General features: G+C 74.9%; 22 protein-coding genes. 12 read left to right on the top strand and 10 right to left on the bottom strand.

Going from position 1 to position 23125, the window contains the following annotated elements:
- Positions 1-52 precede the first annotated feature (52 nt).
- Genes Voc01_RS36420 through Voc01_RS36440 form a run of 5 tightly spaced genes read right to left on the bottom strand, consistent with a single transcriptional unit; the run spans position 53 to position 4290 of the window.
- Positions 53-628 carry an energy-coupling factor transporter transmembrane component T family protein gene (locus Voc01_RS36420; RefSeq protein ID WP_203932220.1) on the bottom strand — a complete coding sequence of 192 codons (576 nt, stop codon included), beginning with the start codon at positions 626-628 and terminating at the stop codon, positions 53-55.
- On the bottom strand, positions 625-1293 hold the full coding sequence (locus Voc01_RS36425; RefSeq protein ID WP_203932221.1) for an energy-coupling factor ABC transporter ATP-binding protein: 669 nt from the start codon (positions 1291-1293) through the stop codon (positions 625-627). The genes Voc01_RS36420 and Voc01_RS36425 overlap by 4 nt, the downstream gene beginning before the upstream one ends.
- On the bottom strand, positions 1290-2444 hold the full coding sequence (locus Voc01_RS36430) for a thiolase family protein (RefSeq protein WP_203932222.1): 1155 nt from the start codon (positions 2442-2444) through the stop codon (positions 1290-1292). Before Voc01_RS36430 ends, Voc01_RS36425 begins: the two co-directional genes overlap by 4 nt.
- Complete coding sequence (locus Voc01_RS36435; protein WP_203932223.1) at positions 2441-3691, bottom strand: class I adenylate-forming enzyme family protein; 1251 nt, start codon at positions 3689-3691, stop codon at positions 2441-2443. Before Voc01_RS36435 ends, Voc01_RS36430 begins: the two co-directional genes overlap by 4 nt.
- A gap of 38 nt (positions 3692-3729) precedes the next feature.
- Positions 3730-4290: a biotin transporter BioY gene (locus tag Voc01_RS36440; RefSeq protein WP_239160737.1), complete on the bottom strand. Its 561-nt coding sequence runs from the start codon at positions 4288-4290 to the stop codon at positions 3730-3732.
- A gap of 112 nt (positions 4291-4402) precedes the next feature.
- On the opposite strand from Voc01_RS36440, the gene Voc01_RS36445 reads away from it, so the two are divergent.
- The 3 genes from Voc01_RS36445 (at position 4403) to Voc01_RS36455 (ending at position 6993) form a co-directional block, all read left to right on the top strand.
- On the top strand, positions 4403-5206 hold the full coding sequence (locus tag Voc01_RS36445; protein ID WP_203932225.1) for a hypothetical protein: 804 nt from the start codon (positions 4403-4405) through the stop codon (positions 5204-5206).
- A 100-nt stretch (positions 5207-5306) separates the two neighbouring features.
- Positions 5307-5630, top strand: coding sequence for a hypothetical protein (locus Voc01_RS36450; protein WP_203932226.1), 324 nt, complete (start codon positions 5307-5309; stop codon positions 5628-5630).
- Positions 5631-6006: 376 nt separating this feature from the next.
- Positions 6007-6993, top strand: a complete 987-nt coding sequence (locus Voc01_RS36455; protein WP_203932227.1) for a LacI family DNA-binding transcriptional regulator — start codon at positions 6007-6009, stop codon at positions 6991-6993.
- Here the strand turns inward: Voc01_RS36455 and Voc01_RS36460 are convergent, their stop codons facing one another.
- A complete protein-coding gene (locus Voc01_RS36460; RefSeq protein WP_203932228.1) occupies positions 6994-7791 on the bottom strand; it encodes an SDR family NAD(P)-dependent oxidoreductase in 798 nt (265 codons plus the stop codon).
- A 62-nt stretch (positions 7792-7853) separates the two neighbouring features.
- Between Voc01_RS36460 and Voc01_RS36465 the strand changes: the two genes are divergently transcribed.
- Entirely contained in the window at positions 7854-8423 is a 570-nt protein-coding gene (locus Voc01_RS36465) for a TetR family transcriptional regulator (protein ID WP_239160738.1), read from the top strand.
- Here Voc01_RS36465 and Voc01_RS36470 read toward each other — a convergent pair.
- Positions 8390-9286, bottom strand: coding sequence for a LysR family transcriptional regulator (locus tag Voc01_RS36470; protein ID WP_203932230.1), 897 nt, complete (start codon positions 9284-9286; stop codon positions 8390-8392). The genes Voc01_RS36465 and Voc01_RS36470 overlap by 34 nt on opposite strands.
- A gap of 75 nt (positions 9287-9361) precedes the next feature.
- Here Voc01_RS36470 and Voc01_RS36475 point away from each other — a divergent pair, with 75 nt between their 5' ends.
- From Voc01_RS36475 to Voc01_RS36485, 3 genes are all read left to right on the top strand, one after another.
- On the top strand, positions 9362-10315 hold the full coding sequence (locus Voc01_RS36475) for a DMT family transporter (RefSeq protein WP_239160739.1): 954 nt from the start codon (positions 9362-9364) through the stop codon (positions 10313-10315).
- 66 nt (positions 10316-10381) lie between these two features.
- The gene (locus tag Voc01_RS36480) at positions 10382-11527 is read left to right on the top strand and encodes a sensor histidine kinase (RefSeq protein ID WP_203932231.1); all 1146 of its coding nucleotides are present in this window, start codon (positions 10382-10384) and stop codon (positions 11525-11527) included.
- The gene (locus tag Voc01_RS36485) at positions 11524-12183 is read left to right on the top strand and encodes a response regulator (protein ID WP_203932232.1); all 660 of its coding nucleotides are present in this window, start codon (positions 11524-11526) and stop codon (positions 12181-12183) included. Before Voc01_RS36480 ends, Voc01_RS36485 begins: the two co-directional genes overlap by 4 nt.
- Before the next feature lie 9 nt (positions 12184-12192).
- Here Voc01_RS36485 and Voc01_RS36490 read toward each other — a convergent pair whose 3' ends face one another.
- Positions 12193-12654, bottom strand: coding sequence for a MarR family winged helix-turn-helix transcriptional regulator (locus Voc01_RS36490; RefSeq protein WP_203932233.1), 462 nt, complete (start codon positions 12652-12654; stop codon positions 12193-12195).
- Between the two features lie 62 nt (positions 12655-12716).
- On the opposite strand from Voc01_RS36490, the gene Voc01_RS36495 reads away from it, so the two are divergent.
- Together Voc01_RS36495 and hrpB are read left to right on the top strand one after the other, a co-directional pair.
- Positions 12717-14807 (top strand): MMPL family transporter, encoded by a 2091-nt coding sequence (locus tag Voc01_RS36495; protein ID WP_203932234.1) that lies wholly within the window; start codon positions 12717-12719, stop codon positions 14805-14807.
- A gap of 3 nt (positions 14808-14810) precedes the next feature.
- Positions 14811-17279 (top strand): ATP-dependent helicase HrpB, encoded by a 2469-nt coding sequence (hrpB, locus tag Voc01_RS36500; protein ID WP_203932235.1) that lies wholly within the window; start codon positions 14811-14813, stop codon positions 17277-17279.
- Here hrpB and Voc01_RS36505 read toward each other — a convergent pair.
- The gene (locus tag Voc01_RS36505; protein ID WP_203932236.1) at positions 17260-17913 is read right to left on the bottom strand and encodes a C40 family peptidase; all 654 of its coding nucleotides are present in this window, start codon (positions 17911-17913) and stop codon (positions 17260-17262) included. The two genes, hrpB and Voc01_RS36505, sit on opposite strands and share 20 nt — an antisense overlap.
- An 11-nt stretch (positions 17914-17924) precedes the next feature.
- Here Voc01_RS36505 and Voc01_RS36510 point away from each other — a divergent pair, with 11 nt between their 5' ends.
- Positions 17925-18098, top strand: coding sequence for a hypothetical protein (locus Voc01_RS36510; RefSeq protein WP_203932237.1), 174 nt, complete (start codon positions 17925-17927; stop codon positions 18096-18098).
- On the opposite strand, the gene Voc01_RS36515 is transcribed toward Voc01_RS36510, so the two are convergent.
- Positions 18095-18916 (bottom strand): cutinase family protein, encoded by an 822-nt coding sequence (locus Voc01_RS36515; RefSeq protein ID WP_203932238.1) that lies wholly within the window; start codon positions 18914-18916, stop codon positions 18095-18097. The two genes, Voc01_RS36510 and Voc01_RS36515, sit on opposite strands and share 4 nt — an antisense overlap.
- Before the next feature lie 144 nt (positions 18917-19060).
- Between Voc01_RS36515 and Voc01_RS36520 the strand changes: the two genes are divergently transcribed.
- Both Voc01_RS36520 and Voc01_RS36525 read left to right on the top strand, forming a co-directional pair.
- Entirely contained in the window at positions 19061-21295 is a 2235-nt protein-coding gene (locus tag Voc01_RS36520; protein ID WP_203932239.1) for a S8 family serine peptidase, read from the top strand.
- Positions 21296-21372: 77 nt separating this feature from the next.
- A complete protein-coding gene (locus Voc01_RS36525) occupies positions 21373-23112 on the top strand; it encodes an alkaline phosphatase family protein (protein ID WP_239160740.1) in 1740 nt (579 codons plus the stop codon).
- The last annotated feature ends 13 nt before the right edge of the window (positions 23113-23125 follow it).

Genomic DNA, 23125 nt, shown 5'->3' on the forward strand with positions numbered 1-23125 from the left:
CGTGCAAGATCGACGCACGTCTCGACAACGGCGCGACCACTGCTGGTCGCTGCTAGTCGTCCAGGCCTCTCGCCGTCAGGGCCTCGCCCAGGGCGTCGGCGGCGCGCAACGTGCGGACGACCACCGGCACCGCGAGCGCCAGCGGGTTGCGGCCCGCGCCGCGGGCGACCTGGGCCTCGCGCACCGACGTCACGATCGCGGCCAGCATCGGCACGCACCGGATCGTCAGCGCGAGCAGCAACGCGATGCGCGCCGGGTCGACGCCGACCCGCCGCACCGGGCCCAGCACCCGCATCAACGCGTCGAGCATGTCGGTGACGCGCGTCGTCAGCGTCACCAGGCCGGCCAGCGCCACCGAGACCAGCAGCCCACCGGTCACCTCGAAAGCTCTTTCCCAGCCGAGCGTGAGCACCTGGAACACGCCGGTCACCAGCAGCAGCATCCACAGTGGACGCACGGTCGACAGCGCCACCCGCCACGGCACCCGCGCCAGCGCGTACAGGCCGACCGTCGGCGCGAGCATCGCGAGCGGATACCGCACCGTGAGCGCCAGGAGCACGGTCAGCAGGAGCAGCTTCACGCCGGGGGCGCAGCGGTGCACCGGCGAGGACCCGGGGAGGTAGGTCACTCCATCAGCCGCCGGTAGAACGCGACCGCGGCCGCCGGGACGTCGTCGCACACCAGCCGGCCCTCGTCGAAGACGAGCACGCGGTCGTAGCCGTCGAGCAGGTCGAGGTGGTGGGTCACGAGCACGGTCCGCTGCGGCAGGTCGTGCAGCACCCGGCCGACCAGGCGGGCGTTGCGCAGGTCGAGCAGCGTCGTCGGCTCGTCGCACACGATCGTCTCCGGATCGAGGGCCAGCACCGACGCCAGGGCCAGCAGCTGCTTCTGCCCACCGGAGAGCAGGTGCGCCGGATGGTCCGCGTGCGCGTCCAACCCGAAGCGCGACAACAGCGACGCCACGCGCGGCGCCACCGACGCGCGCGGCAGGCGGCGCAGGCTGAACGCCACGTCCTCGGCGACGGTCGGCATGACGATCTGGTTGTCGGGGTCGGTGAACATGAACCCGACGCGGCGCCGCACCGCCGCGCCGTCGCGCCGGGTGTCGAGGCCGTCGACCCGCACCCGCCCCGACGACGGTCGCACCAGCCCGTTCAGCAGCCGCGCGAACGTCGACTTGCCCGACCCGTTCGCGCCCACGACGCCGACCCGCCGCTCGTCGAAGGACACGGTCACGTCGCGCAGCACCACCCGGTCGCCGAACCGGTGGGTGACGCCGTCGACCTCGATCACACCCGCGCCACGAGCGTCGCCACCCCGAGCCCACCACCGATCGCGCACGCGGCCAGCCCCAGGTCGGGTCCGTTCATCCGGACCATCCGGGTGAACAGCCGCACCATCAGCACCGCCCCCGAGGCACCCCACGGGTGGCCGAGCGCGATCGCGCCGCCGCCGGCGCACACCACGGACTCGTCGATGCCGAGCAGGTCGAGGCAGGCCAGCACCTGCCCGGCGAACGCCTCGGTGATCTCGACCGCCGGAAGGTCCCCGGGTTTGAGCCCGTGGCGGTCGAGAAGGGTCCGCACGGCCGGAACCAGCGCGATGCCGGGGCGGGCGGGGTCGCCGCCGCTGACCTGCCAGTCGAGGATCCGCAGCCCGTGCCCGCCCGCCTGGACGGCCACGACGGCCGCGCCGTCGCTGACGCCGCACGAGTTGCCCGCGGTGACGGTCCCGCCCGCGACGAACGCCGGCCGCAGCCGCTTCAGGCGCGCGGCCGTCAGGCCGGCGCGGGGGCGTTCGTCGTGCTGGAGGCCGCCCACCGGCACCAGCTCAGTGCGCAGTTCACGGGACCGGGTGACCGCGTGAGCGTGGCTCCGCTCCGCGTACGCGTCCTGGCGCTCCCGGCTGACGCCGTGCTCGGCGGCCACGAGGTCGGCGGCCTCGCCCATCCCGGGATCGGGAAACCCCGGTGGGGCGAAGGGGGCGCGGGAGTACCGGACGGGCGGGTCGCCGGGCCAGTGGCGCACAGGTGCCGTCGACGCGCTCTCGACGCCGCCCGCCAGGTACAGGCCACCCACCCCGGCCCGCACCAGTCCGGCGGCGAGGTTGATGGCCTCGAGCCCACTGCCGCACTGCCGGTCCACGGTCAGGCCGGGTACGTCGGTGCCCAGTCCCGCGGCGAGCGCCGCCACCCGGGCGACGTTGCCTCCCGGTCCCATGCAGTTGCCCAGGATCACGTCGTCGACGGGGGAGGCGGCTCCGGCGTCGTCGAGCACCGCCCGCAGCACGGGCGCCGCCAGGTCGGCGACGGTGAGGTCGCGCAGCGCCCTGCCGGCGGTGCCGATGGGCGTCCGCCGGGCCGCGACGATCACCGGCGTGGGCGCGCCGGCGGGGCCTGTGGAGGCGGGCTGCCGGCCGGGCGTGGCCGGGTCCGGGCGGCTCATCGGAGGCGCCTCGCGGCCAGGGTGCCGGTGCGTACCGCCTCGGCCACGGCGGTGCGCGCGACCTTCCCCGCACCGGTGCGGGGAAGGCTCGGCATCACGTACCAGTGGCGCGGGCGTTGCGGGGCGGCCAGGCGCTCGCGGGTCGCGGCGCGCAGGGAGGCCAGCAGTGACGGGTGCGGGGAGGTCGGCGGAGCGGCGACCGGCTCGATGACGGCCGTCACCACGGCGCCCAGGCGGTCGTGGGGGGTGCCGACCACCACGGCGTCGCGGACGGAGGGGAGGTCGAGGAGGACGTGCTCGACGTCCTGGGGGAGGACGGGGGTGCCGCCGCACATGATGGTGCCGTCGCCGCGGCCCAGCACCCGGAGGGTGCCGTCGTGGAGGGTGCCCAGGTCGCCGACGGTGGCGAAGCCGGCCCCGTCCCAGCGGAGGGGGCCGTCGACGTCGGCGGCGTAGCCGAGGGACAGGTACGGGCCGCGGACCCAGATCTCGCCGGAACGCACCTCGACCTCGACGTCGGGAAGGGGCTCCAGCCGGCCGTCCGGGGTGCCCCAGGCGACGAACGACAGCTCGGTGGCGCCGTAGTAGTCGGCGATGCGCACGCCCCGGCTGCGCGCACGGTCGCGCACCGGGGTGGGCAGGGCGGCGCCGCCGCAGACGGCGACGGGAGGTGGGGTCGGCAGGTCGAGGAGGTCGGCGAGCATCGTCGGGACGCAGTGGACGGCGTCGAGGCCGTCCATCGCCGCCGGGTCCCAGCGGCCCGGAGCGACCACGTGGGCACCGGCCCACAGGGCGTGCAGCGTGCCGAACAGGAACAGCGACGACGCCAGCGGGCCCGGGATGCCGACCGTCCGGCCGGCGCGGATACCGGTGCGCTCGCTCACCAGGGGGTAGCTGGAGGTCCACGACGCCGAGGTGCGGGCGATCGGCCTCGGCGTGCCCGCGCTTCCGGAGGTGAACCCCACCCAGAACGGGGTCGCAGATGTGGACGGCGACGGTGCTGTGCCCGTCACCCCGCTCGTGGAGAGCGCGCGGCGGCGTTGGGCGGGCGACCAGGCGGCATCGACCACGACGGCGGTCGCCCCGGCGCGGTCGGCGGCCAGGACCGCGACGATCGTGTCGAGCGGATCCGGCTCGCAGACGGCGAAGCGCACGCCGGGGGCGAGGCCGCGCGCCGCGGCGGCCACGCGGTCGGCGAGCTCCCGGTGGGTGACCGTGCCGGACGGGCCGGTGACGGCGGGTGTCATTCGGTGCGGCTCATTCTGTGCGGCTCATTCTGTCCGGCTCATTCTGTGCGGCTTCCCACCAGGGCCGGGTAGGCCCGGTGCACCTGGCGGGCGACGACCGCGGCGATCACGGCCTTGATCAGGTCGCCGGGGAGGAACTGGAACGACGCCTGCACCACGGCGAGGAGTCCGCTGCCGACGCGGGCCGCCTGCACCGGGATGCCGATGGCGTAGACGACGAGGATGCCGCCGACGATGTTGATCAGGATGCCGAGCCACAGACGGTAGTTCGGCAGCATGCGCTCGGTCAGGAGGCCGATGACGAACGCGCCGAGCGGGAACGCGATGAGGTAGCCCGCGCTCGGGCCGGCGAACACGCCGAGGCCACCGCGCCCGCCGGCGAGCAGCGGCAGCCCGGCCGCCACGAGGGCCAGGAACACCGCGCAGGCGGCCGCGCCGCGCCACGCGCCCAGCAGGGCACCGGCCAGCATGACACCCAGGGTCTGCGCGGTGATCGGCACCGCGTTGCCGAACGGCGTCAGGGTTCCGGGCAGTCCGAGGGCCGCGATGAGCGCGGCGAACACCGCGATGCGGGCGAGGTCGGCGGCCTTCGACGGCACGGTGTTCCCCTTTCGTCGCAGGGACCGTAGCCCGTCCGGAGCCGGTTGCGCGGTCCGGCCGACCCCTAAAGTGGCGCAGACCATGGTGGACCGCGGTTGCGACCCTGACCCGGTGACCACCGACGCCCTACCCGTCGACCCCGACCTGGCCGCCCTGCTGCGCGCCATGGACCCCGACCCGCGGGCGGTACACACGCTGCTGGCCCCCCGCATCGGCCCGGCGACCGTCGACGAGCTGGCCGCCGCCGACTACGGTCACGACCTCCCCGCCCACCGGGCCGCGCTGACCGCGCTGCTGGCCGACCCCGACCCGCCCACGCACCTGGAGTGGGCGCCGCACGAGGTGCTCGTGCTGACCCTCGGCCACGGCCTCGGCGACGTCGTGGACCTGTGGTCCGGGTCGGTGCTGCTCGGCGCCGCCACACCCTACGAGGAGCCGCTCCTGCGGCTGCCCGCGTTCCTGCGCGCCGCCCTGTCGCTGGGCGGGGCCGAGCCGGGCGGGGCGGAGTTGGCCGCGGCCCGCCGGTTCCTGGCCTGGTGCCGGCTGACCGTACCCGGCGACTGGCGGCTCACCCCGCGGGACCTGCCGTACGTGACGTTCGGGGTGCTGCTCCTCAGCGTCGCCGGAGCGCCGGTGCCGTCCGCGGACGTGCTGCGCGCGTTGGCGGCAGGCCTGGTGGAGGAGCTGGACCGGTCGGTGTACGAGGGGGAGTGGATCGGCCGGGCGGAGCCACCGCTGATCGGGCGCGGTCCACGCAAGCCGGGACGGGCGTGGCGGGACCTGGCCGCGCGGGTGCTCGTGGACGGGCCGCTCGCCGGAACGGCGGTCGGTGAACGGTTGGCGGTTCTCGGACGCACGGTCACCCGGGAGCGGGCGCTTCCGGTCGAGGACCTGTACGGCGTGTTCCTCCCCTGAGCCGCGGGCCGGCCGCCCGCACCGGCGGCGTTTTCCGTGCACAGGCGGCGCACAGGGACGGGACAGGGTCGGCTCAGGGCGGGTCGCGACGCTGAGCGGCATGACGGAGAACCGGTACCCGGAAGCCGACCCGAACCGTGACCGGAGCCGGCCGCTGTGGCCCGAGCGTCCGGCCGTCCCGCCGATGGCCGCGGGACCGCCGATGGGCGCGGGGAGGCCGTGGGCGCGGCGGCTCGCCACAGTCGCGGCGGCGGTGGTGCTGTCGTTGGGCGGGGGTGCGGTGCTCGGGGCGGCCGCCGTCCGGTGGGAGACCGACACGGTGGCCGTCGCCGGCGTGGCGCCCGACGGGTCGGTTCCGGAGGCGGCCTCCGCCGGGTCCCGGTTCGACGCGGCCACGGTCGTGGTCCGGGTCCGGGGGGACTGACGATAGGTCGCGTCGTCCGGCAGAGGGCGTCGACATCCGAGGCGCCATCGCCGCCACGGTCGCACATCTGACAGGACCGGTGCTCGGCGCCGCGCTCGTCCGCGTCGACGAGCGCCTCGAACGGGAGCTGACCGGGCCCGGCGCCACCCGCCCCTGTACGCGGAGTTCCTCGCCGAAGCGGCGCGTCCACCAGCACCGGGAGACCGGAGACTGCGCTGGACCGCCTCGCGGAGCTCGCCCCGCGACGTGGGGGCGGCGGAGCGGGAGGCGGTTGCCGTGATCGATTACCGGTGACGCTGCGGTACCTTCAGTGTCGGTTCGGTACCGATCGTGTGCGGGGTGCTCAATGGACGACAGGATCACGCGGGGCCCCGCCATGACCGATGTGGCCCGGCTGGCGGGTGTTTCGCACCAGACGGTCTCGCGCGTGCTCAACGACCACCCGAACGTGCGGGAGCAGACCCGGCTGCGGGTGCGTGCCGCGATCGCCGAGCTCGGGTACCGGCCCAACCGCACGGCGAAGGCCCTGGTCACCGGCCGGTCGACGCTGATCGGCGTGGTCACGCTCAACTCGACGCTGTACGGCCCGGCGTCGCTGCTCAGCGCGGTGGAACGCGCGGCGGCCGACGCCGGGTTCGCGGTCAGCGTCGGGAGCGTGACCGACCTCGACCGGCAGTCGATCTCCGACGCGGTGGAGCGGCACCTCGACCACCGCGTCGCCGGCATCGTGGTGATCGCGCCGGTCGCGTCGGCCACCGAGGCGCTGGCCGAGCTGCCGTCGACGATCCCCCTGGTGACCATCGACGGCGACCCGGAGCGCTCGGCCGCCCTGGTGACCGTCGACCAGGTGGCCGGCGCCCGTGACGCCACCCGCCACCTCCTCGACGCGGGCCACCGGACCGTGTGGCACGTGTCGGGGCCGGTGGACTGGTTCGACAGCGCCGGCCGGGTGCGGGGCTGGCAGGAGGCGCTGCGCGACGCCGGCGCCGAGGTGCCGCCGGTGATCTCCGGCGCCGACTGGACCGCCGCGGCCGGTTACCGGGCCGGGCAGATGCTCGCCCGCATGCCCGACGTCACCGCGGTGTTCGCCGCGAACGACCACCAGGCCCTCGGGATCCTGCGGGCGCTGAGCGAGCACGGCCGGTCGGTGCCGGGCGACGTGAGCATCGTCGGCTTCGACGACGTGCCGGAGGCGGCGTACTTCATCCCGCCGCTGACGACGATCCGCCCCGACTTCGGCGCGGTGGCGTTCGCGTCGCTGTCGTTGCTGCTGCGGCAGATCGACGCGGGACCGGCGCCGGAACGGCACACGATCGCACCGACCCTGGTGCCGCGGGCCAGCGTCGCCGCGCCGCGCGCCTGATCAGCGGCCCGCGGTGGCGTGGCGGCGGGCCGGGTCGCTGATGCGGTCCATCAGGCGCACGGCCGCCCGGCGGGTCAGGAAACGTCCGGCGGCGGCGCCCAGCCGGTTGCCGCGGCCGTCGATGACGCTCGGACCGGGGTCGCGCCGGTCGAGGTGGGCCAGCGCGGTCGCCACCACGTCCTCGGGCCGGCGCATGCGGGCGCCGGCGGTGGCGTCGTCGGTGCCGACGACCGCGTTGAACTCGGTGCTCGTCGCGCCCGGCGAAACCGCGAACACGGTGACGCCGGTGCCGCGCGTCTCCGCCCACAGCGCCTCCGTGAAGCTCAGCACGAACGCCTTCGCCGCGCCGTAGACCGCCATCCGCGGCGTCGGCACGTACGCGGCCATGCTCGCGACGTTGATGACGAACCCGCCGCCGGCCGCCACGAGTGAGGGCAGGAACGCGGCGGTGAGCTGCACCGGCGCGCCCACGTCGACCGCGACCTCGCGGGCCAGGTGCGCCGGGTCCCCGTCGACGAACGGGCCGAAGGACGCGAAGCCGGCGTTGTTGACCAGCCCGGTCACGCGCAGGCCGCGCGTGGCCATCGCGTCGCGCAGGTCGCCGCCGACGCCCGGCACCGACAGATCGGAGGGAACGGCGTGAGCGGCGACGCCGTGCCGGGCGCGCAGGTCGGCGGCGAGCGCCTCGAGCCGGTCGGCCCGGCGTGCGACGAGGGCGACGTCGGTGCCCCGGGCGGCGAACGCGGTCGCGAAGGCGCGGCCGATGCCGGAGCTCGCTCCGGTGATGAGAACGGTCATGTCGACACCGTACGCCAACCTGGCACCAAGTGCCAGGTTGGCATCTCGGGTACGATCGGGTGGTGACCGCCTGGGACCGTCAGCGGGCCGCGCTCCGGGCGGAGATCACCGCCACGGCGTGCGCGCTCTTCGTCGAGCAGGGCTTCGACGCGACGACGGTCGACCAGATCGTCGAGACCGTCGGCATCTCCCGGCGCTCGTTCTTCCGCTACTTCGGCAGCAAGGAGGACGTGCTCCTGGGCGACCTGGCCGCGCGGGGAGACGCCGTCGCGCGGGCGCTGGCCGCCCGTCCCGCCGACGAGGACCCGTGGACCGCGCTGCGCAACGCCATGCTCGACGCGGCACCGGAGACGTTCGCCGACCCGGTGGCCGACCTCGCGATCGCCCGGATGATGCACGGCTCGCCCACGCTGCGGGCGAGGCTTTTCGAGAAGCGGCAGCACTGGCGCGACGCCCTCGTGCCGCTGGTGGCCGACCGCGTCGGCGGTCCCGACGCGGTCTTCACCGCCTCGGCGGTCGTGTCGGCGGTGCTGTCCTGTGTGGACACCGCGTCGGACGCGTGGGTCGCCTCGGACGGGAAGGCCGACATGGCCGACCTCTACGACCGGGCCGTGGTCGCGATCCGCTCCTGAAGGAGCTGCAGGGCGCGCCGCACCGGCGGGGTGTCGAGCACGGCGGTCTGCACCAGCGCGTGGATCGACCGCTCGGGCGTCGGGTTGGCGACCGGCACCGCCACCGCGCCGGGTGGCAGGTTCGCCGCGCCGATCCGGGGCAGCACGGTGATGCCGATGCCCGCGTCGACGAACGCGACGGCCGTCGGGTAGTCGTGCGCCTCGACGTGGAACGGCGGGCTGAAACCGGCCGCCTGGCAGGCCTCGACGAGGTTCTGCCGGCACCAGCCGCGGGCGAAGTCGTTGTCGACCCAGCGGTCGCCGGCCAGCCGGGCCAGGTCGACGGCGGGCTCGCCGGCGAGCGGGTGCGACCGTGGCAGCACGGCCACGTACGGCTCGTCGAGCAGGTGCACCGCCCGCACGCCCGGCGCCGGCCGGAAGTCGCGCGGGGCGACCGCGATCTGCACGTCGACGCGCTCGTCGGGAAGCGCGACGTCGTCGCGCAGCGACAGGTCGAGCCGGATGCCGGGGAAGTCGCGCAGCAGGGCCCGCACCACCGCGGGCATCCAGGCCGCGCCGACCGACGCGAAGTAGGCCACCGACAGCGTGCCGGCCCGACCCTCGCGCAGGTCGGCGACGAACGACTCGACGCCCGACAGCCGGTCGAGCACGCTGTCGATCTCGGTGGCGAGGGCCAGCCCCGCCGAGGTGGGCTCGACGCCGCGGCCGTTGCGGGTCATGAGCACCAGGCCGGTCTCGCGCTGCAGCGCGGACACGTGCTGGCTCACCGCCGACGCGGTGTAGCCGAGGTTGGTGGCGGCGGCGTGCACCGACCCGCTCGCGACGACGGCGCGGAAGACGCGCAGCCGGTGGACGTCCAGCATCGCTTTAGCGTACCTGAATGGTCGTGAAGGAACGTTTGCTTGTGCTTAATCGAGGGGCACCTCAGGATCGGAAGCGTGACCCGCCTCCTTCCGGCCCTGGCCGCCGGCGTGACCATGCTGTTCTGGGCCTCGGCCTTCATCGCGATCCGGGCCGTCGGCGAGGACTACTCGCCCGTGGCGATGGCCCTCGGCCGCCTCCTGGTCGGCGCGGTCGCGCTGGTCGCGGTCGTCGCGTTCCGTCCCCGGCGCGCCCTGCCGCGGGGACGGCCGTTGGCGCTGGTGCTGGCGTCCGGCGCGCTGTGGTTCGGGCTGTACGCCGTGCTGCTGAACGCGGCCGAGCGCTACGTCGACGCGGGCACCGCGGCGCTGATCATCTGCGTCGGTCCGATCCTCATCGCGGTGTTCGCCGGCGTCTGGCTGCGCGAGGGCTTCCCCCGCGGCCTGGTGACCGGCCTCGTCGTCGCGTTCGGCGGGGTGGCCACGATCGCGGTCGCCACGTCGACCGGGCGGCACGACGCGGTCGGGGTGCTGCTCGCGCTCGGCGCCGCGGTGCTGTACGCGGTCGGAGTTCTGTTGCAGAAGAAGGCGCTGTCCGACGTGGACCCGTTCACCGCGACCTGGCTCGGCTGCGTCGCCGGGCTCGTGGTGTGCCTGCCGTTCGCGCCGGCACTGGTCGCCGAGGTCGCGCACGCACCGGTCGGCGCGACGCTCGGGATCGTCTACAAGGGGATGTTCCCCACGGCGGTGGCGTTCGCGACGTGGGCGTACGCGTTGCAGCACACCAGCGCGGGAAGGCTGAGCTCGTCGTCGTACCTGGTGCCCGCGCTCACGGTCCTCATGTCGTGGACGCTCCTCGGTGAGGTGCCGACGGCGCTCGCGCTGCTCGGTGGCGCGCTGTGCCTGGTCGGGGTCGCGCTGACCCGGCTGCCCACGCGCCGGCCGGCCCCGGTGCCGGCCCCGGTCGCGGGCCCGGTGGCGGGGCCGGTGGCGGAGCCGGCCGGCGCGGACGGGCCTGTACCGGGTCGCTGACGCCGGACCCGTTCCTCCAACCGGGGGTGGAGGACGGCGCCGGCGGGCCGGGTCTATGGTGCGGCGATGCGCCCAGCACGGTGGCTCCGGCACGTGGCCGCGGCGCATCCGACGGCGACCGACGTCGTCATGGCGGTCGCGATCGCGGTCGTCAGCGTGCTGCAGGGGTTCGACGTCGTGCCCGGTCCGTTGCGCCCGTTCGACGGCGTGGCCGTCGTGCTCACCCTGCTCGCGACGCTGCCGGTCGCGCTGCGCCGGCGGGCACCGACGACCGTGCTGCTCGCCTGCATGGGGTTCTGGTGCCTGCTTCCCGTGGCGGGCTACCCGCCGGCGCACGGCACCTACGGGATCCTGGTCGGGCTGTACACGGTCGCGTCGACGCGTCCGTGGCGGCACGTGCTGGCGTGCGCCGCGCTGTGCTGCGCCGGCTGGGTCGCCGGCGGTGTCCTGGGTGGACAGACGCCGGTGGTCACGCTGCTCGCGCAGGGCGCGGTGGTTCCGGCGGTGGTCTGGTGGTTCGGTGACGTCGCCCGCCGGCTCGCCGTGGCCAACCGGCGGCTCGCCGCGGCGGGAACGGAGCTCGCGCGCCGGGCCGTGGCCGAGGAGCGGGTCCGCCTGGCGCGGGAGCTGCACGACGTCGTCGCGCACCACCTGTCGGTCATCGCGGTGCAGGCGGGGCTGTCGCGGTACGTGCTGCGCTCCGACCCGGGCACCGCCGACGCCGCCCTCGGCACCGTGCTCGACACCGGACGCGAGGCGCTGCGCGAGCTGCGCCGGGTGCTGGAACTGCTGCGCGTCGAGGGGCCGGCCGGGGACTTCGCGCCGGCGCCGGGGCTGGCCGGGCTGTCGGAGCTGGCCGACCGGATGCGGGCCGCCGGCGTGGCGGTGGACGTCGTCGTCACGGGTACGCCGCGTCCGCTGGCGCCCGGGCTGGAGCTGTGCGCGTACCGGGTCGTGCAGGAGAGCCTGACCAACGTGCTGAAACACGCCCGCGCCGCGTCGGTGGCGGTGACGGTCGACCACGCCGACGGGGAGCTGCGGGTCACGGTCGTCGACGACGGCGCGGGTGGCGCGCGGGTCACGGCTAGGGCCGGCAACGGGTTGAGGGGGATGCGTGAGCGGGCGATGCTGTACGGGGGCAGCCTGCGCGCGGGCCCCAGAGCCTCGGGGGACGGATTCGAAGTGCAGCTGGTGCTACCGGTGCCGCCATGACCACCGTGCTGGTCGTCGACGACCAGGAGCTGATCCGGGCCGGGCTGGCCGCGCTCATCCGGGCGGTGCCCGGGCTCGACGTCGTCGGTGAGGCCGCCGACGGTCACGCGGCCGTGGCGTTGGCCGCCGAGCACCGTCCCGACGTGATCCTCATGGACATCCGGATGCCCGGGCTCGACGGCGTCGCCGCCACCGGGCGGATCCTGGCCGCGCCCGGCGCACCGTCGCGGGTGCTGGTCCTCACGACGTTCGACCTCGACGAGTACGTGTACGCGGCGCTGCGCGCCGGTGCCAGCGGGTTCCTGCTGAAGGAGACCTCGCCCGAGCGGCTCATCGCGGCCATCCGTACCGTCGCCGGCGGCGACATGCTGTTCGCGCCGTCGGTCATGCGCCGGCTCGTCGAGGCGTACGTGCCGCGCCCGGCGCCGTCGCCCGGTCCGCAGCTGGCCCCGCTGACCGCGCGGGAGACCGACGTGCTGCGGCTCGTGGCCGCCGGACGGTCCAATGTGGACATCGCCGGGGAGCTGTTCGTCACCGAGGCGACCGTGAAGAGCCACCTGAACCGGTTGATGGCCAAGCTGAACCTGGCCAGCCGGGCGCAGGCGGTGGTGGTGGCGTACGAGACGGGGCTGGTGGTACCCGGGCGGCACGCCTAGCACCGGTGCCTAGCCGGTCGCCGTGAGCACCTTGTGCAGCAACGTGTTCAGGTGGCGCGACTCCTCCGGCGACAGGCCCAGGTAGGTGGGCGCGTTCATCGCGCCGACCACCTGGAACGCGCGGTCGAGCAGGTCGGAGCCGGCGTCGGTGAGGTGCACGCGCATGCGTTGGCCGCGCTTCGGCGGCGTGTACTCGACCAGCCCGTCGGCGGCCATCCGGCGCAGGATCTCGCCCATGCTCTGCGGGGTCACCAGCACGTGGCGGGCGAGCTCGGCCGACGACAGGCCGGGGCTGTGCCGCGCCTGCGCGAGAACACCGAAGATGTGCGGCTTGAGCCCGACGGCGGCCAGTTCGCGGGTGAAGGCGCGGCCCACCGCGTGGCCGGTGCGCACGATCGTCCAGCCGACCACGTCGTCGGGCTCGGGGAACGGCCACTCCGCATCCGTCGCGTCGCCGGCTGTCGTATCCATGGTGGGTAGCGTATGGTCGGGCCGTCAGTATAAGTTTTCTTATAGTCATCTGGAGGCCCGTGATGGCCGGCTGGACCGACCGTGTCCTGCGCCACCGCTGGCTGGTGATCGTCGGATGGGCGGTGGTCGCCGTCGTCGGCGGCGCGTTCGCGCCCACCACGATCGACCGGCTCAGCTACGACTTCGGCCTGCCCGGCCAGCCCGCCTACGAGACGAACCAGGACATCCGGGCGCAGTTCGGCAACGGCGGCGGCCAGGCCGACCCGCTCGTGGTCACCGTGACCGTGCCGGCCGGAACCACCCTGGACGACCCGGCGGCGCGGGGCGAGCTCGGTGCCGCGTTCGGCCGGCTCGCGCAGCCGGGATGGCGGGTGGTGTCGGCGCTCGACACCGGCTACGAGGCCCCGTTCGTGTCGTCGGACCGGCGCACCGCCGTCGCGCTGGTCTACCCGAACGTCACGCCGGGACCGGTCACGTACGCCGAGGCCGAGCCGCGCCTGGCCGCCACCGTGGCCGACGCGCGGGTGGCCGGGGCGCCGCTGCTCGTCACCGGCGTGGTGCCCCTGAACGAGAGCGGCGGCGGCTCCGACCGGCCGATCATCGTGGAGATCCTGCTGGGCGCCGGCGGCGCGCTGGTCATCCTGGCGCTGGCGTTCGGGTCGGTGCTGGCCCTCGTGCCGCTGGCCCTGGCCGCCGTCGCGATCACCACGACGTTCCTGCTCGTGCTCGGCCTCACCGCCGGGCTCGACGTGTCGTTCATCGTGCAGTACCTCGTCGGCCTGATCGGGCTCGGCGTCGCGATCGACTACGCGCTGCTGGTCATCACGCGGTGGCGCGAGGAGCGGGCCGGTGGCGCCGACAACGACACGGCCGTGCGCACCGCGATGGCGACCGCCGGCCGCGCCGTGGTCTTCAGCGGCGTGACCGTCGCGGTCTCGTTGCTCGTGCTGGTGGTGCTGCCGCTGCCGTTCCTGCGCAGCGTCGGCATCGGCGGCATGCTGATCCCGCTGGTGAGCGTGCTCGTGGCGCTCACGCTGCTGCCGGCGGTGCTCGCGGTGGCCGGCGGCCGGCTGGAGTGGCCGCGCCGGCGCCCGCCGGGCACCGACAGCCGGTTCTGGCACCGGACCGCCTCGTTCGTGGTGCGGCACCGCATCGTCGCCGCCGTGCTCGCCACCGCCGCCCTGACCGTCATGGCGTTGCCGGTGCTCGGAATCCGGCTCGGCTCGCCGGAGCTCGCGGCGCTCGCGGGCGGCGACAGTCCCGCGGCCCGCGGGTACGCGTCCCTTGTGGACAGCGGCGTCACGCCGGGCGTCCTGCGTCCCGCCGAGGTTCTCACCGGCGACGCCGCGGCCGTGCGCACGGCCGTCACCGGCATCGAGGGCGTGGCCGCGACGGCCGCGCCCGACACCGCGGCCTGGACCGGGTCGTCCGGCGGTCGGGTGGTGCTGGTGATCCTGTCCGTCGACCCGGCCACACCCGCCGGGGCCGACGCGGTGGCGTCGGTCCGCGCGGCGGTCGCCGGCGTCGGCCGGGTCGGCGGGACCGCGGCCGAGGACGCCGACTCCGTCGACGCCATCTACGGCAACGCGTGGTGGCTGCTGGCCCTCATCGTCGTGGTGACGTTCCTCCTGCTCGCCCGGGCGCTGCGGTCGGTGTGGCTGCCCATCAAGGCGCTGCTGCTCAACGTGCTGTCGATCGGTGCCGCCTACGGGCTCGCGGTGCTGATCTGGCAGGACGGGTACGGCAGCAGGGCGATCTTCGACACCGAGACCGCCGGCACGATCACGGTGTGGGTGCCGATCGCGGCGTTCTCGTTCCTGTTCGGCCTGTCGATGGACTACGAGGTGTTCATCCTGGCCCGCATCCGCGAGGGCCACGACCTGGGCATGTCGACCGACGACGCCACCGTGTACGGGCTGAGCCACACCGGCCGGCTGGTGACCTCGGCCGCGCTGATCCTGTTCTGCGCGTTCGTGGCGCTGTCGACGGTGCCCGTCGTCGACGTGAAGATCTTCGCGACGACGCTGGGCCTGGGCATCGCGATCGACGCGACGATCGTGCGGGGCGTGCTGACCCCGGCCCTGGTGGCCTGGTTCGGGCGGGTCAACTGGTGGTACCCCGTCCGGCGCCGGCGCGCCCCGGTGTCTACTTGACCGGTGCTGCCGATCGAAGCGGTCCTGCCCGACCTGACCGCCGCGCTGTCCGCGCGCGGGGCGGCGGTGCTCGTGTCGCCGCCCGGAACCGGCAAGACGACGCTGGTGCCGCTGGCGCTCGCCGGCGACGGGCGGGTGCCGCCCGCTCCCGCCGCGCGCGGTGGCGGGCGGGTGGTGGTCGCCGAGCCGCGGCGGGTCGCGGCCCGCGCGGCCGCCGCGCGGATGGCGTGGCTCCTCGGCGAGAAGGTCGGGCAGCGCGTCGGGTACACCGTGCGGGGCGAGCGGCGGGTCTCGGCGGCCACCGAGGTCGAGGTCGTCACCACCGGGGTGCTCGTGCGGCGGCTGCTGCGCGACGCCGACCTGCCCGGGGTCGCCACCGTCGTCGTCGACGAGTGCCACGAGCGGCATCTCGACACCGACCTCGCGGTGGCGTTCTGCGCCGAGGCGCGGTCGGTGCTGCGGCCCGACCTGGCGTTGCTGGCGATGTCGGCCACCGCCGACGCCGCACGGGTCTCCGCGCAGCTCGGCGGCGCACCGGTGATCGGCGCGGACGCGCCGTTGTTCCCGGTGGACGTGCTGTTCCGGCCGCCGGCCGCGCGGGTCGACCCGCCGCGCGGGCTGTGGGTCGACCCGCGCCTGCTCGACCACGTCGCGGCCGTGACCCGGGAGGCGTTCGCCGACACCGACGGCGACGTGCTCGTGTTCCTGCCCGGGGCCGGCGAGCTCGAGGCGGTCGCGCGGCGCCTGACCGGCCTCGACGTCGCGCGGCTGCACGGTCGCCTGGGCGCCCGCGACCAGGACGCCGTGCTGCGCCCCGCGGACCGGCGACGGGTCGTGCTGTCGACGGCGGTCGGCGAGAGCAGCCTCACCGTGCCCGGCGTGCGGACGGTCGTCGACGCGGGGCTCGCCCGGGTGCCGCGCCTCGACCTGGCCCGTGGCCTCGGCGCGCTGGTGACCGTGCGGGTGTCGCGGTCGGTCGCACACCAGCGGGCCGGGCGCGCCGGCCGGGAGGCGCCGGGACGGGTGTACCGCTGCTGGAGCGCGGCCGACCACGACCGGCTGCCGGCCCAGCCGGAGCCCGAGATCGCCACCGCCGACCTCACCGGCTTCGCGCTCGCGCTGGCCGAGTGGGGCGACCCGACCGGCGACGGGCTGCCGCTGCTCGACCCGCCACCGGACGCGGCGATGGCGGTCGCCCGCCGGACCCTGCGTGACCTCGACGCCGTCGACGACGCGGGCCGCGTCACCGACCGCGGACGCCGGATCGCCGCCGCCGGCGTGCACCCCCGGCTCGGGCGCGCCCTGCTCGACGGCGCCGACCTGGTCGGTGCCCGGCGGGCGGCCGAGGTCGTCGCGATCCTCGCCGCGGACGCCCCCGCGGGCGGCGACGACCTGGCCGCCGTGTGGCGCCGCCTCCGCGAGGGCCGCGACCCGGCGTCCGCACGCTGGCGCGAGGAGACCCGGCGCCTCACCGACGGCGGCGGCGCCGGACCGACGGCGGTCGCGGACGATCTCGCCGCCGGCATCGTCGCCGGGCTGGCGTTCCCGGAACGGTTGGCGCGCCGGCGGTCCGGCGGTTATCTGATGGCGGGCGGCACCGCCGCCGACCTCGCACCCGGCTCACCGCTCGCCGGCGCGGCCTGGCTCGCGATCGCCACCGCCGTGCGGCAGGCCGGCGCGCCGTCGGCGACCGTGCGCCTCGCGGCCGCGATCGACGAGGGCACGGCCCGCGAGATCGGCGCCACCCTCCTGTCGACCGCCGACGAGGTGGAATGGTCCGACGACGACGTGCTCGCGCGGCGCGTCGAGCGGCTCGGCGCGGTCGTGCTGCGCGAGCGCCCGCTCGCCGACCCGCCACCCGATGCCGTCGCGGCCGCGCTGCGCGAGGGCCTGCGCCGCGTCGGGCTGGGGCTGTTGTCCTGGACCGGGGACGCGCGGCGCCTGCGTGACCGGCTGGCCTTCTGCCACGCCGCGCTCGGCGACGACTGGCCCGACGTCGGCGACGACGCCCTGCTGTCCACAGTGGACACCTGGCTCGGGCCGGAGCTTCTGCGGGCCCGGCGCCGTGCCGACCTCGCCCGCGCCGACCTGGCGGTGGCGCTGCGCCGGCTGCTCGACCACCGGCAGGCGGCCCGGCTCGACGACCTCGCGCCGGAACGGCTGGAGGTGCCGACCGGCAGCCGCGTGCGGCTGGACTACAGCGACGGCACGCCGGTGCTCGCGGTGAAGCTGCAGGAGCTGTTCGGCTGGACGGCGTCGCCGCGGGTCGGCGGCGGACGGGTGCCGGTCGTGGTGCACCTGCTGTCGCCGGCGGGCCGGCCGCTCGCGGTCACCGCGGACCTGGAGTCGTTCTGGCGCAACGGGTACCCGGCCGTGCGGGGAGAGATGCGCGGACGCTACCCGCGCCACCCCTGGCCGGCGGACCCGCTCGCGGCGGCACCGACGCGAAGGCTCAACCCACGGCGGACCTGATGTCCACCGACACCTCGTCGCCGAGGCGGTAGCCCCGCTGGAGGTCGAGCTCGTCGCCGCTCCAGAACCGGCCCGGGTCGTACCAGTTGACCCGCTTGCCCGTGGGTAGCAGGCCCATGGCCTCGTACGTGAGCGCCACGACCTCGGCGCAGTATGCGACCTCCAGCGTGGCCTCGTCGGCACTCTGCCCGCGCCGCCATGGCAGGTGGACGCGCGGGACCCGGCCGCGGGCCCACCGCCACGCCAGCTTGGACGTCGACGGGAACGGCGTGCCGTCGAGCCGCGCGATGGTGCGCAGCACGGCGTCCTCCATCTCGCGGGTCGCCGGCTGCTGCAGCTCCCGCAGCCACGCCCGCTGCCCGTACCGCTCGCCCCACACCCGTACCGCGTCGCGCAGGTCGTGCAGCTGCACGCCGCGGTGGTTGGTGCCGGTCCACCGGTCGGGCAGCGACTTGCCCAGCTCGGCGTGCCACATCAGCGGCGGCAGGTCGTCGAGCACCACCGACATGCCGACGTGGTTCACCGGGCTGTTCGTGGCGAACTGGATCGCCCGGTCGGCGCCGGAGCGGCCACGGAACAACCAGATGTCGCCGGTGCGGGATCGTTCCACCGCCTCGTCCAGGGTGATCGGCATAGGATCACTCTATGCGTGGACGCTGGTGGAAGGTTCTGGGAGTCGCCGGGTTCGTCGGCGTGGCGGCGACCGGGGTGGTGGTGGCGCGGGCCGAACGCAAGCGCCGGGCGTACACGCCGGAGGAGGTCCGCACCCGCCTCCGCGACCGGCTGGCCGCCGCGGAGACGGGTGACCAGAAGGCCTAGACCTTGCCGGCGGCGAACGTCGCGGCGTCGGCCGCGAACTGGCCGTAGGCGAGGTGACCGTCACCGCCGCCGTTCCGGCTGCCCTGGCACACCAGGTCGCCACCGTTGCAGTAGTTCTGGATCCGGTCGTTGAACGCGGCCAGCTCACCCGCGCGCCGCGGGTTGAGACCGCGTGAGGGCTGGCCGAAGCTGCCCTCGTTGTACGGCTCGACGCTGTTGAACCGCGGGTCGCCGAACATCACGACGGCGCGCACCTTCGCGCCGTTCGCGGACGAGAACCCGGCGAGCGCGTCACCGACGACGATCGCGCCCTGCGAGTAGCCCAGCAGTACCAGGCAGTCGTCGGCCGCGGTCACCAGCCGGTTGAGCTCGGCGACACCCTGGCGGGGGCTGTTGACGAACTCGGCCGCGGCCGGGTAGTCGAGCCCGACGATCGTCACGGGTACGTCGACGCGGCTGTCGATCTGGCGCGACACCTGGCCGAGCAGGAAGCCGGTGCCGGCGGGCTCACCGGTCCCGCGGGCCGCGATCACGGTGACCGCGTCGCAGTCACCGTCGGGCGCGGCGCCGCCGTCCCCGTCGTCCCCGTCGTCCTCGGGCGGTGCGGCCGGTTGGGTCGCGCCGCCGCCCGGTTGCCCGACCTGACCGCCCCGGTCGTTCCCGAGACGGTCGAGCCAGAAGCGGAGTAACGACGACCGCCGCTCCGACCCCTGGGTGGTCGTGGCACCGGCGACGGGCGCGAACGCCAGCCCGCCGACGAGCAGGGTCGCCGCGACCGCCGCGACCGCGCGGGTCCGGCCTCTTCTGCCTGGTCTCATGTCTACCGCCCTTGATCAGCGCCCGCCCTGATCGAACCGTGACACGCCGTCCGGGCCGTCCGGCCACCTCCTCAGCCAGACTTAAGGCTTTGTTGCACCGCTGGTGCAGATAGACGCGTCGAGCGGGCCTGCCACACTCCATCCGTGGCACGGAGACGAGTCATCGCCTACTTCCTCGACGACGCGGGACGGAGCGCGGCCCTCGACCGGCTCGCCGACCCGGTCACCACCGACAGCTACGCGATCGGCGACCTCGACGACGACGCCGTTGCCGACCTGGTGGCCGCGGGCGTCGTCGTCGACGACCACCCGCCCGCCACCGGCGACGACGACAACCGCCGCTGGCTCGGCACCGGGTCGGCGCCCGGCGGCCGCGGCGACGACCTGCCCGACCTCGCGCCCGGCGCCACCACCCAGTGGCGGGTGACGCTGGTCGACGGACCGCTGCTCGAGGAGCGGCGCGTCGCGATCGAGGGCACGGGCGCCCGGCTGGAGGAGCGGTTGTCCGGCGCGGCGTACCTGGCGACCGCGACCCGGGAACAGGCCGACGCGGTGATCGGGCTCGACTTCGTCGCCGATGTCGTGCGGCACGGCACGGAGGTCACCGGGCCGCAGGTGCTCACGGAGGCGCCGTTGCGACCCCGCGGACCGTTCGGCGCCGCGCCCGAGGAGACCCCCCGGGCCTGGGACCTGTGGCTGACCGGCGCCGACGCCCGCGACCGCGTGCTCGACTGGCTCGAGGCGCGCGGGCTCGACGTGGTCGGGTCCGGCGGCCGCCGGGTCCGGGTGCGGCTGGAGACCGACGTCGCCGCCGCGGCCGTGGCGGCGCACCCCGACGTGCTGACGATGGTGGAGCACGTCCCGCCGAAGCTGTTCAACGACGTGGCCCGCGACCTGCTCGGGGTGCCCGCGGTGGCCGACGGCGGCACCGTGGCGCTGACCGGCCGGGGGCAGGTGGTCGCGGTCGCCGACACCGGGCTCGACGTCGACCACCCCGACTTCGCCGGCCGGATCGTCGAGGCGGTCGGCCTCGGCCGGCCCGGTGACCCGTCCGACCCGCACGGGCACGGAACGCACGTCGCCGGCTCCGTGCTCGGCGACGGCTCGGCGTCGGAGGACCGCCGGTACCGGGGCGTGGCACCGGAGGCGACGCTGTACTTCCAGTCGCTGCTCGACCGCCGCGGTGGCCTCGGCGGGCTGCCGGTGTCGCTCACCGACCTGTTCGAACCGGCGTACCGGGCCGGCGCCCGGGTGCACAACAACAGCTGGGGCGCCGACACGGAGTCGATGTACACGGTCGAGTCGACCGACGTCGACGCGTACGTCGCCGAGCGGCGCGACCTGCTCGTGGTGATCGCCGCCGGCAACGAGGGCGCCGCCGCCGACGCGCTGCACGCCGCGCCCGGCTTCGTCGACTGGCTGTCGATCGGCTCGCCGGCCTCGTGCAAGAACGCGTTGACCGTGGGGGCCGCCCGCAGCAGCCGCACCGACGGCGGCCTGTCGCGGCGCAGCTACGGCGAGATCTGGCACGACGACTTCCCCGAGGAGCCGATCGCGAAGGCGCTCGTGTCGGGTGACCCGCAGTGCGTCGCCGCGTTCAGCAGCCGCGGGCCCACCGACGACCGGCGCATCAAGCCCGATGTGGTCGCTCCGGGCACCGACATCGTCTCGGCCCGCAGCGCGGACGCGCCGGCGAACAACTTCTGGGGCGTCGTCCAGGGCACCGACCGGTACGCCTACATGGGCGGGACGAGCATGGCGACCCCGCTCGTCGCCGGCTGTGCGGTGCTGGTCCGCCAGTACTTCACCGACGTGCGCGACCACGCGCGGCCGAGCGCCGCGCTGCTCAAGGCCGCGCTCATCAACGGGACCCGGTGGCTCACCGGCGACGACGCGGTGGCCGACTGGCCCAAGCGCCCCAACTACCACCAGGGCTTCGGCGCGGTGAGCCTCGCCGACAGCCTGCCGAACCCCGGCGCGCCCGACCTGCGGCTGGAGTTCCTCGACACCTGGGAGCAGCCGAACCTGCAGTTCCAGCGGACCGGCGACGTGTTCCGGTTCACGGTGACCGTCTCCGCCGGCCTGCCGTTGCGGATCTGCCTCGCGTACACCGACCTGCCCGGGCGCAGCCTGCAGAACGACGTGAGCCTGCTGGTGGCCGGCCCCGCCGGCGAGCGCTTCGTCGGCAACGCCGACGTGCCGAATGCGCTCACCCGCTCCGACGCCGACAACAACGTCGAGGTGGTGCGGATCGAGGAGCCCGCCGCCGGTACGTACACGGTGCAGGTGTTCGCCCGGAACCTGCTGCGGCCACCGCAGGACTTCGCGCTGGTGGTGACCGGTAGGTTGGCGTCCGGGCTGAAGCGCGTCACCGGTTGAACCACCCGGGCGCGTGAGCCGTACAACCAGACGGCGACGGTAGCCCCACCGACGCCGTCACGGAAGGACCACCCGCGTTGTCGCTCATCACGCGTCGCCGCCGGCCGAAGGTGTCGCTCGTCACGGACGACACGTCCGCCGTTGCCGCGTCCGACCTCAGGCACGACCGGCGGATCCTGCGCGGAGTGGTCACCGTTCTCGCCGCGGCGCTGGTGCTCACCGCGCTGCTGCTGCCGAACCAGATCGGCCTGGTGCAGGCCAAGGCGTTCCTGCGGATCCCGGCCGAGGCCGTCATCGCGATCGCGGTCGCGCTGGTGTGGCCGGCGCGGTTCCCGCGCCTGCGGCAGGCGACGGCCGGGTTCTTCGGCGCGCTCCTGGGGTTCCTGCTCATCGTCAAGCTGCTCGACATGGGCTTCTACATGTCGCTGGCCCGGCCCTTCGACCTGGTGCTCGACTGGATCCTGCTCGACGACGCCATGTCGTTCCTCGGTGACTCCATCGGCGAGACGGGCGTGCGGGTCCTCGCGGTGGCCCTGGTGGTCCTCGCGGTCGCCGTGATCGTGCTGATGGCGCTGTCGGTGATGCGGCTCAGCTCCCTGGTCACCCGGCACCGCGCCGGCGCCAGCCGGTCGATCGCCGTGCTCGGCCTCACCTGGGCCCTGGCCGCGACGCTCGGCTGGCAGGCCACGCCGGCGCTGCCGGTCGCCGCCCGGAGCGAGGCGACGCTGGCCATGGACCGCGTGAAGGCGGTCAGGGCCGGCTGGGCCGACCAGCAGGTGTTCGCCGCCGAGGCCTCGGTCGACGCGTTCGCGAACACCCCCGGCGACCAGCTGCTCACCGCACTGCGGGGCAAGGACGTCATGGTGACGTTCATCGAGAGCTACGGCCGCGACGCGGTCGAGGACCCGGAGTTCGCCACCCAGGTCGGCCAGGTCCTCGACGACGGCAACCGGCGCCTGCAGTCCAAGGGGTTCGCGGCGCGGAGCGCGTTCCTCACCTCCTCGACCGTCGGCGGCGGCAGCTGGCTGGCCCACTCGACGCTGCTGTCGGGGCTGTGGATCGACAACCACTCGCGGTACACGAACCTGGTCGCCAGCAACCGGCTGACGCTGACCAGCGCGTTCCGCAAGGCCGGCTGGCGGACCGTCGGCGTGATGCCGGCGATCACCCGGGCCTGGCCGGAAGGCAACTTCTTCGGCCTCGACAAGGTCTACGACTGCAACAACGTCGGCTACAAGGGCCCGAAGTTCAGCTACGCGCCGATGCCCGACCAGTACTCGATGTGGAACTTCCACCGCAACGAGCGGGCCGCCGCACACGCCCCGGTGATGGCCGAGGTCGAGCTGATCTCCAGCCACTCGCCGTGGACGCCGGTGCCGACGCTGCTCGACTGGGACGAGATCGGCGACGGCTCGGTCTACCACTCGCAGGTGGCCGGCGCGCCCGACCCCGACGACGTGTGGACCAACGCCACCCGCGGCCGGGCCGAGTACCGCCGCAGCATCGAGTACTCGCTGAACTCGATCATCCGCTACGTCGAGGACTTCGGCGACGAGAACCTGGTGATGGTCTTCCTCGGCGACCACCAGCCCGCCCCGCTGGTCACCGGCGACGACGCGAGCCGCGACGTGCCGATCACGATCGTCGCGAAGGACCCGGCCGTGATGGACCGCATCGGCGGCTGGAAGTGGCAGGACGGGCTGAAGCCCACGGCCGACGCCGCGCCGGTCTGGAAGATGAGCGAGTTCCGGGACCGGTTCCTGGGCGCGTTCGGTCCCAACGACGGCGCGACCACCGCGACCCACCGCACGAACTAGAGCCCAGAGAGCT

This window comes from Virgisporangium ochraceum, assembly GCF_016863655.1.
Taxonomy (GTDB): domain Bacteria; phylum Actinomycetota; class Actinomycetes; order Mycobacteriales; family Micromonosporaceae; genus Virgisporangium; species Virgisporangium ochraceum.